This window comes from Streptomyces sp. NPDC001903, assembly GCF_042891345.1.
GTDB lineage: Bacteria > Actinomycetota > Actinomycetes > Streptomycetales > Streptomycetaceae > Streptomyces.
In genome coordinates this window covers 1-13,256 of sequence record NZ_JBIASZ010000035.1, presented here as the reverse complement: position 1 = coordinate 13,256, position 13,256 = coordinate 1, and the positions used below count along the sequence as shown (strand labels likewise).

The following is a 13,256-nucleotide window of genomic DNA, read 5'->3' as shown; positions in this document are numbered from 1 at the left end:
TCTAGGGGGGTGACGAAAGGGTGGAGCAACCGGAGGGTGGACTTCCTACGCCATCCGAATGGAAAACCGAACAGTGTGGGAAGTCCGGGTCCTGCGGCGGCCCCGCACCGGGCACGGCGCCGCCACCTCCCTCAACTTGACGCGGCCCCAAGGGAAACGGTTGCCCGCCCGCGAATCACGGTTGTGTCTCTCCCCGGATGACGGCGAGGACCCCGTCCAGCTCGTCCGCCTTCACCAGGACGTCGCGCGCCTTCGAACCCTCGCTCGGGCCGACGATCCCCCGCGACTCCATCAGGTCCATGAGCCGGCCGGCCTTGGCGAAGCCCACCCGCAGCTTGCGCTGGAGCATCGAGGTCGACCCGAACTGGGTGGAGACCACCAGCTCGGCCGCCTGGCACAGCAGGTCCAGGTCGTCGCCGATCTCCTCGTCGATCTCCTTCTTCTGCTTCTGCCCGACCGTGACGTCGTCCCGGAAGACGGGCGCCATCTGGTCCTTGCAGTGCTGCACGATCCCGGCGATCTCGTCCTCGGTGACGAAGGCGCCCTGGAGGCGGACCGGCTTGTTCGCGCCCATCGGCAGGAACAGCCCGTCGCCCTTGCCGATCAGCTTCTCGGCGCCCGGCTGGTCGAGGATGACCCGGCTGTCGGCGAGCGAGGAGGTGGCGAAGGCGAGCCGCGAGGGCACGTTCGCCTTGATCAGGCCGGTGACCACGTCCACCGAGGGCCGCTGGGTGGCGAGCACCAGGTGGATGCCGGCCGCGCGGGCCAGCTGGGTGATGCGGACGATCGAGTCCTCGACGTCGCGCGGGGCCACCATCATCAGGTCGGCGAGCTCGTCGACGATCACCAGCAGGTACGGGTACGGGCTGAGCTCCCGCTCGCTGCCCGGCGGCAGTTTGATCTTGCCGTCCCGGATGGCCTGGTTGAAGTCGTCGATGTGCCGGTAGCCGAAGGCGGCCAGGTCGTCGTAGCGCAGGTCCATCTCGCGCACGACCCACTGGAGCGCCTCGGCGGCCCGCTTGGGGTTGGTGATGATCGGCGTGATCAGGTGCGGGATGCCCTCGTACGCCGTCAGCTCGACGCGCTTGGGGTCCACGAGCACCATCCGGACGTCCTCCGGGGTGGCCCGCACCATCACCGAGGTGATCAGGCAGTTGATGCAGGAGGACTTGCCGGAGCCGGTGGCGCCGGCGACGAGCACGTGCGGCATCTTGGCGAGGTTGGCCATGACGTAGCCGCCCTCGACGTCCTTGCCGAGCGCCACCAGCATCGGGTGGTCGTCCTCGGCCGCGTCCGCCAGCCGGAGCACGTCGCCCAGGTTGACCATCTCGCGGTCGGTGTTCGGGATCTCGATGCCGACGGCCGACTTGCCCGGGATCGGGCTGATGATCCGGACGTCCGGCGAGGCCACGGCGTACGCGATGTTCTTGGTCAGCGCGGTGATCCGCTCGACCTTGACCGCGGCGCCCAGCGTGACCTCGTACCGGGTGACCGTCGGCCCCCGGGTGAAGCCGGTGACGTCCGCGTCGACCTTGAACTCGGTGAACACGTTGCGCAGCGAGGCGACCACCGCGTCGTTGGCGGCGCTGCGGGTCTTGCCGGGCCCGCCCTTCTCCAGCAGGTCGAGCGAGGGCAGGGCGTACGTGATGTCCCCGCGCAGCTGGAGCTGCTCGGCGCGGGGCGGCAGCGGCTGGGGCGCCGGCGGGGCTTTGGTGAGGTCCGGGACGGACAGGGTCCCGGACGCCGCGGCGGTGGTGTCGTGGGGCGGCTCGGCCGGGTCCGGGCCGGGCGCCGGTTCGGCGGCCTTGGGCCGCTCCGCCCGCGCGGGCGGTACCGGAGCGGTGATCTCGGCGCCCTCGCGCTCCCCCGAGATGCCGTGCGTCAGGTCGGCCACCAGCGGGGAGGGCGGCATCCCGCCGTAGACCACCCCGTCCAGCGCGGCGGCGGCCGCCGCGGCCACGTCGACGGCGTCCATCTCCCGCTCGGCGGCCGGCCGGGCCGGGGTCCGGCGCGGGCGCCGCCGCCGGGCGAGCGCCTGCTCCTCGGCGGCGTCGGCGGGACGGGCCGGATCCGCGGCGGCAGCGGAGCCGGCGGCGCCCGACCGGGCCCGCCACTGCTCGGGGTCGTGCCGGTCCGCGGAGGCGCCGTCCTCCCCGTACCCCTCGTCGTACTCGTTCGGGGCGATGATCCCCAGCCGGATCCCGAGCCGCCGCAGCCGCTGCGGGATCGCGTTCACCGGGGTCGCCGTGACCACGAGCAGCCCGAAGATCGTGAGCAGCACCAGCATCGGCACGGCCAGCGGCGCGCCCATGGTGAAGATCAGCGGCTTCGAGGCGGCCCAGCCGATCAGTCCGCCCGCGTTCTGCATGGCGGTGGTGCCCTCGTCGCGGCCGGGCGCCCCGCAGGCGATGTGCACGAGGCCGAGGACCCCGATGACGAGCGCGGAGAGGCCGACGCCGATCCGGCCGTTGGCGTCGGGCTGTTCGGGATGGCGGATGAAACGTACCGCCATGACGCCGAGCAGGATCGGCACGAGCAGATCCAGTCGTCCGAAGGCGCCGGTGACCAGCATGGTGACCAGATCCCCGACGGGACCGCTCAGGTTCGACCAGGTACCGGCGGCGACGATCAGCGCGAGGGCGAGCAGCAGCAGCGCGACGCCGTCCTTGCGGTGGGCGGGGTCGAGGTTCTTGGCCCCCTGGCCGACTCCGCGGAAGACCGCGCCGACCGCGTGCGCGCAGCCCAGCCACACGGCGCGCACCAGCCGCACCACGCCCCCGGTGGGGGACGGCGCGGGCTTGGGCGGCGCCTTCTTGGCGGGGGCCCGCCGGGGCGCCGCGGCCTTCTTCGCGGCGGACCCGCGCGCGGGGGCCGCCTTCTTCGCCGGCGCCGCCGTACGGCCGGTGCGGCCCTTCGCGGTGCCCGCCGTGCTCTGGGAACCCTTGCCGGACGTACGTGAGGCCATGGGGCCGAGGTTACCGGTGCGCGCGCCGGTGGACACGCGTGCCCACCCCTTCACCCGTTCGTGTCGCGCGCCGTGTCGGTGCTTTGACGCACCGCCAGACACGGCACCCGTCCGAACGGTCCGGCGGTCAGCGCCCGGACGGGCTCAGTTCTGGGCGGGCAGCACCGGCGTTCCCCCGCCGGTCCCGGGCTCCAGCGCGTCCAGCGCCCGCCGCAGGCCGGTGAGCTTGCGCTCCAGGTGGGCCGCGGTCGCCACGACCGCCGCGTCGGCCGATTCCTCGCCGAGCTGCTTGGTCAGCGCCTCCGCCTGCTCCTCGACCGCCGCGAGCCGCGCGGAGAGCTCCGCCAGCAGGCCGGCGGTCTCCTTGCTGCCGTCGCCGTTGGAGCCGCCGCCCTCCAGCTGGAGCCGCAGCAGCGCCGCCTGCTCCCGCAGCTGGCAGTTCTTCGTGTACAGCTCCACGAACACCGAGACCTTGGCCCGCAGCACCCACGGGTCGAAGGGCTTGGAGATGTAGTCCACCGCGCCGGCGGCGTAGCCGCGGAACGTGTGGTGCGGACCGTGGTTGATCGCGGTGAGGAAGATGATCGGGATGTCCCGGGTCCGCTCGCGCCGCTTGATGTGCGCGGCGGTCTCGAATCCGTCCATCCCGGGCATCTGCACATCCAGCAGGATGACCGCGAAATCGTCCGTCAGCAGCGCCTTGAGCGCTTCCTCCCCCGACGACGCCCGGACCAGTGTCTGATCGAGCGCGGAGAGGATGGCCTCCAGCGCCAGCAGATTCTCCGGCCGGTCGTCGACCAGGAGGATCTTGGCCTTCTGCACCATGCCCTGTCCTCCTCGCCCCGGCATGGGGCCTCCCCGGCTCCTGGCACCGGCCGGTACGCCGGGCCCCGCCCCAGAAGAGGACGGCATCCTTGCGCCGTCCGTCCTTGTGCCGGTCATCGTAGCCCCAGTCCCGAGATCGCCACACCCTGTCACCAGGATGTCACTGTGCACGAAGCAGAAACGGTGCGGGAGAGCAGAAGGTTCCCCGCCTCCCGCCCTTTCACACCGTTTTCGCCACAGTCAGTCAGCAATTGGTATCAGAGTGCTCGCCTGTTGATCACTTGCCTCGCATCCACTGCTCCATCACCGACAGCAGGTAGTCCGGGTCGACCGGCTTGGTGACATAGTCGGAAGCACCGGAGTCGATCGCCTTCTCCCGGTCCCCCTTCATCGCCTTCGCCGTCAGCGCGATGATCGGCAGCCCGGCGAACTGCGGCATCCGCCGGATCGCCGAGGTCGTCGCGTACCCGTCCATCTCGGGCATCATGATGTCCATCAGTACGACCGTCACATCGTCGTGCTGCTCCAGGACTTCGATGCCCTCCCGGCCGTTCTCCGCGTACAGCACCGCCAGTCCGTGCTGCTCCAGCACACTGGTCAGCGCGAACACGTTGCGCACGTCGTCGTCCACGATGAGCACCTTCTCGCCGTGGAAGTCGTACGACCTGGGCAGCACCGGAAGTTCCTCCTCCGGGTTCACCCAACCGTCCTCGGTCCCCTGCGCGTTCGGCTGTCCCGGCACCGCCGTACGCGGCTCCAGGTCGCTCAGCGCCTTGCGCCGCCGCCGGAACAGCGCGGCTCCGCCCTGCCCCTGACCGGCCGGCTCGGCGGCCGGCAGCGCGGGCCGTACCTGCTGCGCGTGCTGCGGCTGCGCCGCGGGGACCGGCGCCGCCGGGGTCGCCGGCAGCGCGGGCCGCGCCCCGTCCACCTGCCTGCGGTACACCTCGCCGCGCCCGCCGCCGGGCGTGGGCGGCGCGTACCCCTGGGGCGGCAGCTCGCTGGGGTGCAGCGGCAGGTACAGCGTGAACGTGGAGCCGCGGCCGGGCTCGCTCGCCGCGTGGATCTCCCCGCCCAGCAGCCGGGCGATCTCCCGGCTGATGGACAGCCCGAGCCCCGTGCCGCCGTACTTGCGGCTGGTCGTCCCGTCCGCCTGCTTGAACGCCTCGAAGATCACCAGCATCTTGCTCGCCGCGATCCCGATCCCGGTGTCCGTCACCGAGAAGGCGATCAGGTCCGCGTCCGCCTCCCGCAGCGAACCGGCCTCCAGCAGCTGCTCGCGGATCGCCGTCGGCACGTCCGCGCCGGCGGGCCGGATCACCAGCTCCACCGCCCCGCTGTCGGTGAACTTCACCGCGTTCGACAGCAGGTTGCGCAGCACCTGCAGCAGCCGCTGCTCGTCCGTGTGCAGGGTCGCGGGCAGCTCCGGGGAGACCCGTACCGAGAAGTCCAGGCCCTTCTCCGCGGTCAGCGGCCGGAAGGTCGCCTCCACGTAGTCCACGAGCTGTACGAGCGCGATCCGCGTCGGCGAGACGTCCATCTTCCCGGCCTCGACCTTCGACAGGTCGAGGATGTCGTTGATCAGCTGGAGCAGGTCGGACCCCGCCCCGTGGATGGTCTCCGCGAACTCCACCTGCTTCGGCGACAGGTTCTCGTCCGCGTTGTCGGCGAGCAGCTTGGCCAGGATCAGCAGCGAGTTGAGCGGCGTGCGCAGCTCGTGCGACATGTTCGCCAGGAACTCGGACTTGTAGCGCATCGAGACCGCGAGCTGCTCGGCGCGCTCCTCCAGGACCTGCCGGGCCTCCTCGATCTCGGTGTTCTTCACCTCGATGTCCCGGTTCTGCTGGGCCAGCAGCTCCGCCTTCTCCTCCAGCTCGGCGTTGGCCGCCTGCAGCGCCTTCTGCCGGTTCTCCAGCTCGTCGGAGCGCTCTCGCAGCTGCTCGGTCATCTCCTGCGACTGCTTGAGCAGCATCTCCGTCTTGGAGTTGACGCTGATCGTGTTGACGCTCGTGCCGATCATCTCGGCGATCTGGCTGAGGAAGTCCTTCTGGATCTGCGTGAAGGGCTGGAAGGAGGCCAGCTCGATGACGCCGAGCACCTTCCCCTCGAACAGCACCGGCAACACGATGACGTGCGCCGGCGGCGCCTCCCCGAGCCCCGAGGAGATCTTCAGGTAGCCGGGCGGGGTGTTCTCGACGAGGATCGTCCGCTTCTCCTCGGCGACCGTCCCGATCAGCCCCTCTCCCGGCCGGAAGGAGGTGGGCACCGCCCCGCCCGCGTACGCGTAACTCCCGCGCATCCGCAGCTCGTACGAACCGTCGGGACCGCCCTCGGTCCCGATCTCGGTGGTGCCGCCCGAGGGCAGCGCCAGGAAGAACGCCCCGTGCTGCGCCGAGACCACCGGGGTCAGCTCGCTCATGATCAGCGAGGCCACGTCGTCCAGTTCGCGGCGGCCCTGCATCAGGGCGGAGATCCGGGCGAGGTTGCCCTTCAGCCAGTCCTGCTCCTTGTTGGCCAACGTGGTGTCGCGCAGGTTCGCGATCATCGTGTTGATGTTGTCCTGCAGGACCTGGATCTCGCCCGCCGCGTCCACGTCGATCTTCAGGTTGAGGTCGCCGCGGGTCACCGCGGTGGCCACGGCCGCGATCGCGCGCACCTGCCGGGTCAGGTTCCCGGCCATCTCGTTCACGGACTCCGTGAGGTCGCGCCAGGTGCCGTCCACGTCCCGGACCCGCGCCTGACCGCCCAGGATCCCCTCGGTGCCCACCTCGCGCGCCACCCGCGTGACCTGGTCGGCGAACGAAGACAGCTGGTCGACCATCGTGTTGATCGTCGTCTTCAGCTCCAGGATCTCGCCCCGGGCGTCGATGTCGATCTTCTTGGTCATGTCGCCCTTGGCGATGGCGGTCGTGACCATGGCGATCTGCCGCACCTGGCCGGTGAGGTTCGAGGCCATGAAGTTCACCGAATCGGTGAGGTCCTTCCACGTACCCGACACACCCGGCACGTGCGCCTGACCGCCCAGGCGGCCCTCCGTGCCCACCTCGCGGGCCACGCGCGTGACCTCGTCGGCGAACGAGGACAGCGTCTTCACCATCGTGTTGACGGTGTCGGCGAGCTGCGCGACCTCGCCGCGCGCCTCGACCGTGACCGTCTTGGTCAGATCACCGTTGGCCACCGCCGCCGAGACCTGCGAGATGTTGCGCACCTGCGAGGTCAGGTTGTTGGCCATCAGGTTGACGTTGTCGCTCAGGTCCTTCCAGATGCCGGTCACCCCGCGCACCCGTGCCTGACCGCCCAGGATGCCCTCGGTACCCACCTCGCGGGCGACCCGCGTCACCTGCTCCGCGAACGAGGACAGCTGGTCCACCATCGTGTTGACGGTGGTGACGAGCTCGAGGATCTCGCCCTTCGCGTCGACCGTGATCTTCTTGGAGAGATCGCCCATCGCGACGGCCGTCGTCACCTCGGCGATGTTGCGCACCTGCGAGGTCAGGTTGTTCGCCATGAAGTTGACGGACTGCGTGAGGTCCTTCCAGGTGCCGGAGACGCCCTTCACCTCCGCCTGGCCGCCCAGGATGCCCTCGGTGCCCACCTCGCGGGCGACGCGGGTCACCTGCTCCGCGAAGTTCGACAGCTGGTCCACCATCGTGTTGAGGGTGTTCTTCAGCTCAAGAATCTCGCCGCGCGCGTCCACGTCGATCTTCTGCGACAGGTCGCCGCGGGCCACCGCCGTCGCCACCTGCGCGATGTTGCGCACCTGCGAGGTCAGGTTCCCGGCCATGCCGTTCACGGAGTCCGTGAGGTCGCGCCATACGCCGGCCACCCCGGGCACCTGCGCCTGACCGCCGAGCCGGCCCTCCGTACCCACGTCCCGCGCCACCCGCGTCACCTGCTCGGCGAAGGCCGAGAGCTGGTCGACCATCGTGTTGATGGTGTTCTTCAGCTCCAGGATCTCGCCGCGCGCGTCCACGTCGATCTTCTGGGAGAGGTCGCCGCGGGCCACCGCCGTGGTCACCTGGGCGATCTGGCGCACCTGGGAGGTCAGGTTGCCGGCCATGAAGTTGACGGAGTCGGTGAGCTCCTTCCACGTGCCGGACACCCCCTCCACCCGTGCCTGGCCGCCGAGGCGGCCCTCCGTGCCCACGTCCCGGGCCATCCGCGTGACCTGGTCGGCGAACGAGGACAGCTGGTCCACCATCGTGTTCACGGTGTTCTTCAGCTGGAGCATCTCGCCCGAGACGTCCACGGTGACCTTCTGCGACAGGTCGCCGTTGGCCACCGCCGTCGTCACCTGCGCGATGTTGCGCACCTGGCCGGTGAGGTTGCGGAAGGCGGTGTTCACCGAATCGGTGAGGTCCTTCCACGTACCCGCCGCACCCGGCACCTGCGCCTGACCGCCCAGCTCACCCTCGACGCCGACCTCACGGGCCACTCGCGTCACTTCCGCACCGAAGGACTGGAGCTGGTCCACCATCGTGTTGACGGTGTTCTTCAGCTCCAGCATCTCGCCGGCCACGTCCACGGTGACCTTCTGCGACAGGTCGCCGTTGGCCACCGCCGTCGTCACCTGCGCGATGTCCCGCACCTGCGTGGTCAGGTTGCGGAAGACCGTGTTCACCGAATCGGTGAGGTCCTTCCACGTACCCGCCGCACCCGGCACCTGCGCCTGACCGCCCAGCAGGCCCTTCGCGCCGACCTCGCTGGCCACGCGGGTGACCTCGTCCGCGAAGGTGCGCAGCGTCTCCGTCATCTGGTTGATCGTTTCGGCCAGCTGCGCGACCTCGCCGCGCGCGCTGACCCGTACCTTTTGCGACAGATCACCGTTGGCCACAGCGGTCGTGACCTGCGCGATCCCGCGCACCTGGGCCGTCAGATTGCCCGCCATGGTGTTGACGGAGTCGGTCAGGTCCTTCCACACGCCCGCGACCCCGGGCACCTTCGCCTGGCCGCCGAGCTCACCCTCCGTACCCACCTCGCGCGCGACCCGCGTCACCTCGGAGGAGAACGAGGACAGCTGGTCCACCATGGTGTTCACGGTGTTCTTCAACTGCAGCATCTCGCCGGCCACGTGCACCGTGACCTTGCGCGACAGATCGCCCTTCGCGACCGCCGTCGTGACGAGAGCGATGTCACGCACCTGCGCGGTGAGCCGGTACGCCATGGTGTTGACGGAGTCGGTCAGGTCCTTCCAAGAACCCGACATTCCGCGCACTTGGGCCTGACCGCCGAGCTTGCCCTCGGTACCCACCTCCAGCGCGACCCGCGTCACCTCGTCGGTGAACGCGGACAGCTGGTCGACCAGGTTGTTGACCGTACGCCCGACCTTCAGGAACTCACCGCGCAGCGGATGCCCCGCCCCGTCCGCGGCCTGCGTCCGCAGGTCCATCCGCTGGTCCAGATCACCCTCGGCGACCGCCGACAGCACCCGGCCCACCTCGGACACCGGCCGGGCCAGATCGTCCACCAGCTGGTTGGAGGCATCGATCGCGGCCGCCCAGGAGCCCTCGCAGGCGCCTGTTTCCAGCCGTTCGCTCAGCTTGCCCTCGCGGCCCACCATCCGCCGCACCCGGGAGAGCTCTCCCGTCAGATGGAGGTTCCGGTCGGCGACCTCGTTGTAGACGGCGGCGATCTCCGCCATCACACCGTCGCCGGAGACCGTCAGCCGCTTGCGGAAGTTCCCGTCCCGCATCGACACCAGGGCCGTGAGCAGCCGGTTCAGGGCCGCGGTATCGACTTCCGTCGTGCCGCCCCGGCGGGACCTCCCGCCCTTCGGGCGCGCTCCCGTTCGCCGCACCGCTGCGCCAGACTCCACCGTGTCCCTCCCGAAAGGGTCGACCGCTGTTCCACCGACACCCGGCGAGTCGCACGCCCGGCTATTCGATCCTGCCCAGTGTTTCACCCCGGCCGAACCCGGCCATAACACTTCGGCACCATCGCACACCGGCCGCACCCTGCGGGTGGAATCCCGGACGACGGCACCATGCCGACCGCGAAGGTAAGTAACCTGGCACCCGATGTCCAACCGCGTCGAAGGAGATTCGTGATCACGGCTCGGGCGGCTGCCAGCTTCGACCCCCTCGGGCGCTCGGTCGCCGCGGCCCGGGCGTTCGTCCGCGACACCCTGCAGGGCTGGGGCTTCGCGGACATCGTCGACGACGCCGTGGTGCTCACCAGCGAGCTCGTCACCAACGCCGTGGTCCACGCCGGCACGAGGGCCGAGGTCCTGTGCCTGCGCTCCGGGGACGGGGTACGGGTCGAGATCGCCGACCGATATCCGGAACGTGAGCTTCCTCTCCAACATCCGGGCGAGCGCCCCTACGCCGACCCCGACCGGGAGAGCGGCCGCGGACTGATGCTCTGCGCCGCCCTCGCCACCCGCTGGGGAGTCGAGTACACGGCCACCCACAAACACGTGTGGTTCCGCCTCGACCTCCCGGACCGGCCGGTCGGTACCCGATCCGCGGGCCCCGTCGTACCGGACCGTCTCCTGCCCCTGGCCGACAGCCGCGTACGCGTCGCCGTCCTCCAGGTCGACGCCGCCGACGCGATCTCCGCCTGGAACGAGGACGCCGAGCACGTCTTCGGCTACGCCGCCGAAAAGGTCCTCGGCCGCCCCCTCGCCGAGCTCGCCGCCTGGCCCCAGACCCCCGGCACCGGCACCGGCATCGCCGAGGCCCTGCGCCTGTCCCGCTGGGAGGGCAGCTACGGCATCCGCGGCGCCGACGGCCGCGTGATCCCCGTGTACGCCTCCCACCTGCGGGTCCGCGATGCCCACGGCGAGCCCTCGATCGTCTGCCTCCTGGTCCACGACGACGAGCGGGCCCTGCTCCAGACCCCCGTACGGGTGGCCTCCGCCGACAGCCTCCAGCTCACCGAGCCCCGCCCCGCGGACCCCTTCGAGGTCTTCATCGGCTCCCCCGCCCCCGACGACCTCGACGGACTCCTCCAGCGCACCGTCGAACGCGCCCGCGACATGCTCGACGCCGACTCCGCCTTCCTGCTGCTGGCCACCGACGACGAAACGGAGCTCGAGGTCCGCGCCACGACCGGGCTCCCCTCCACCCGCCAGCGCTTCGCCCGCGTCCCCGTCGAGGCCGGCACCAACCGGTACGGCTCCGCCCGCATGCCCGCCGTCCACGACGACCTCGCCGCCGTCCCCGGAGCCGTCCCGCTCCTGGAGGCCACCGGCATGCGCTCGGTGATCACCGTCCCGCTCAAGGTCGAGGGCCGGCTCACCGGCTCGCTCGGCGTCGCCGCGGAGAACCCCGGCCGCTACTCCAACGCCGAGGCGCTGCGCCTCCAGTTCGCCGCCGACCGCATCGCCCTCGCCGTCGAGTCCGCCCGCCTCGGCGAACTGGAACGGCTGCGCCGCGGCTCACTGTCCTTCCTCGTCGAGGCCTCCGACCTGCTGGCCGGCACCCTCGACCGGGACCAGACCCTGGCCCTCATGGCCCAGATGACCGTCCCGACCCTGGCCACCTGGTGCGCCGTGTACACGATCGCCGACCAGTCCTCGGATCCGTACCTCTCGTACGTCCTGCACGAGGACGAGGAGCGCATCGACGGCCTCAAGGCCCTGCTCTCCCGCGTCAGCCCGCCCGAGCCGGTCCGCGAGGCCGGCGCCCGGCCGTGGCCCGCCACGACCCAGGCCGTCGGCGGGGAGACCGTCGTCCTCCCGCTGCTGGCCCGCAACCGCGTGATCGGCATGCTCACCCTCGGCAAGCCGTCGGAGGAGCACTTCCGCCAGGAGATCCTGGAACTCGCCGAGGACCTCTCCCGCCGGGCCGCCCTCGCCCTGGACAACGCCCGCCTCTACTCCGAGCGCACCGCGATCAGCCGCTCCCTGCAGCGCAGCCTGCTCCCGCCCGGCTCTCCCGCGATCCCCGGCATGGAGGTCGAGGTCATCTACCGCGCGGCCGGCGAGGGCAACGAGGTGGGCGGCGACTTCTACGACGTCTTCCCGATCCGCGACGGCGCGTACGGCTTCGCCATCGGCGACGTCTGCGGTACGGGCCCGGAGGCGGCCGCCGTCACCGGCCTCGCCCGGCACGCCCTGCGCCTGCTGGCCCGCGAGGGACTCGGCGGACCGGCGGTGCTGGAGCGGCTGAACGCGGCGATCCTCGACGAGGGGGCTCGCAGCCGCTTCCTGACCCTCCTGTACGGGGAGCTCCACCCGCAGCCTGACGGCGGCGCCCTGATGAAGGTGGTCTGCGCCGGCCACCCGCTGCCGCTGCGTCTGCGCCCGGACGGCCAGGTCACCTCGGCCGCGGATCCGCAGCCCCTGCTGGGCGTGATCGACGATCTGGACCTCTACGAACAGACCCTCACGCTGGACCCGGGCGACGTGCTGCTCTGCGTCACGGACGGCGTGACGGAACGCCGCGAGGGCACGCGCATGCTGGGTGACGACGGCCTCGCGGAGGTCCTCACCACGTGTACGGGCCTGACCGCCGGCGCGGTCGCCGCCCGCGTCCTGCGTGCGGTGGAGCGCTTCGCGGCCGAACCCGCCTCGGACGACATGGCCATCCTGGCCTTCCGCGTCCCCGAGCAGCGCACGGGCGACTAGCCGGACCCGGTGTGGCGGGTGGCGGAGCGCAGTGCGAACGCCATCACCACTTCGAACACGCCCAGCAGGACCAGCCAGATTCCCAGCAGCCGGGTCAGCGCGACCGCGGAATCCACCGGGAAGCAGAGCACGACGATCCCGGCGACCGTGCCGAGGGCGCCCAGGCCGAACAACATGCCGCGGTGCACGAGCCCTCGGTCGGCGATCGCGGTGTAGGCCGTGAGCACTCCGGTCAGCAGCCAGAACACCCCGAGGACCAGGGACAGCGCGCCGATGGTCTGCATCGGATGTCTCAGGACGAGGACGCCGGCGAGAAGCGCCAGCATGGCGACGAGGACGGCCGCCAGTCTGCTGCCGCCGTCGTTGCTGTGCGAGAAGGCGGTGACGAAACGGAAGACACCCGCCACGAGCAGCTGCAGGCCGATGATGACGGCCAGGATGTGCAGCGTCTCATCGGGCCATACGAGGATCAGAATGCCGGGGATCAAGGTCGCGAGGGCGAAGCCGAGTGCCCAGTGCCAGGTGCCTCCGACCTGCTTGAGCACGTCCTCGGGGTCGCTCTGCTTGTGCTGCGGCGCCGCGTCGAAGGGAACGGTCATCACGCCTCCCAGGGTTCACCCCTTCCGGCCCATGTTAGAGAGTTGTGGTGCGGCCCGCCCGTCGGGCGGAGTCGCCGGCTGCCGGAAATGCAAAAAGGCCCCCGCCATGAGGCGGGGGCCTTTTCTTTGGAGCCCTTTAACGGAATCGAACCGTTGACCTTCTCCTTACCATGGAGACGCTCTACCGACTGAGCTAAAAGGGCGGGTTGTTCGGCGGCGTCCTACTCTCCCACAGGGTCCCCCCTGCAGTACCATCGGCGCTGAAAGGCTTAGCTTCCGGGTTCGGAATGTAACCGGGCGT

At 70.7% G+C, this 13,256-nt stretch carries 5 protein-coding genes, 1 tRNA gene and 1 rRNA gene; 1 reads left to right on the top strand and 6 read right to left on the bottom strand.

What is annotated here, in order from left to right; translation table 11 throughout:
- Positions 1-175: 175 nt before the first annotated feature.
- The 3 genes from ACFYZS_RS39765 to ACFYZS_RS39755 form a co-directional block, all read right to left on the bottom strand.
- Positions 176-2,965: a DNA translocase FtsK gene (locus ACFYZS_RS39765; protein ID WP_389024263.1), complete on the bottom strand. Its 2,790-nt coding sequence runs from the start codon at positions 2,963-2,965 to the stop codon at positions 176-178.
- A gap of 144 nt (positions 2,966-3,109) precedes the next feature.
- On the bottom strand, positions 3,110-3,790 hold the full coding sequence (locus ACFYZS_RS39760; protein WP_327133812.1) for a response regulator: 681 nt from the start codon (positions 3,788-3,790) through the stop codon (positions 3,110-3,112).
- Positions 3,791-4,067: 277 nt separating this feature from the next.
- Positions 4,068-9,602: a HAMP domain-containing protein gene (locus tag ACFYZS_RS39755; protein ID WP_389024260.1), complete on the bottom strand. Its 5,535-nt coding sequence runs from the start codon at positions 9,600-9,602 to the stop codon at positions 4,068-4,070.
- A 168-nt stretch (positions 9,603-9,770) separates the two neighbouring features.
- Here ACFYZS_RS39755 and ACFYZS_RS39750 point away from each other — a divergent pair, with 168 nt between their 5' ends.
- On the top strand, positions 9,771-12,356 hold the full coding sequence (locus ACFYZS_RS39750; RefSeq protein ID WP_389024257.1) for a SpoIIE family protein phosphatase: 2,586 nt from the start codon (positions 9,771-9,773) through the stop codon (positions 12,354-12,356).
- On the opposite strand, the gene ACFYZS_RS39745 is transcribed toward ACFYZS_RS39750, so the two are convergent.
- The 3 genes from ACFYZS_RS39745 to rrf all read right to left on the bottom strand — a co-directional run.
- Positions 12,353-12,955, bottom strand: coding sequence for an HdeD family acid-resistance protein (locus tag ACFYZS_RS39745; protein ID WP_389024255.1), 603 nt, complete (start codon positions 12,953-12,955; stop codon positions 12,353-12,355). The two genes, ACFYZS_RS39750 and ACFYZS_RS39745, sit on opposite strands and share 4 nt — an antisense overlap.
- Before the next feature lie 127 nt (positions 12,956-13,082).
- Positions 13,083-13,158, bottom strand: a tRNA-Thr gene (locus ACFYZS_RS39740).
- A 5-nt stretch (positions 13,159-13,163) separates the two neighbouring features.
- Positions 13,164-13,256 (bottom strand): 5S ribosomal RNA (gene rrf, locus ACFYZS_RS39735); the annotation flags it as partial.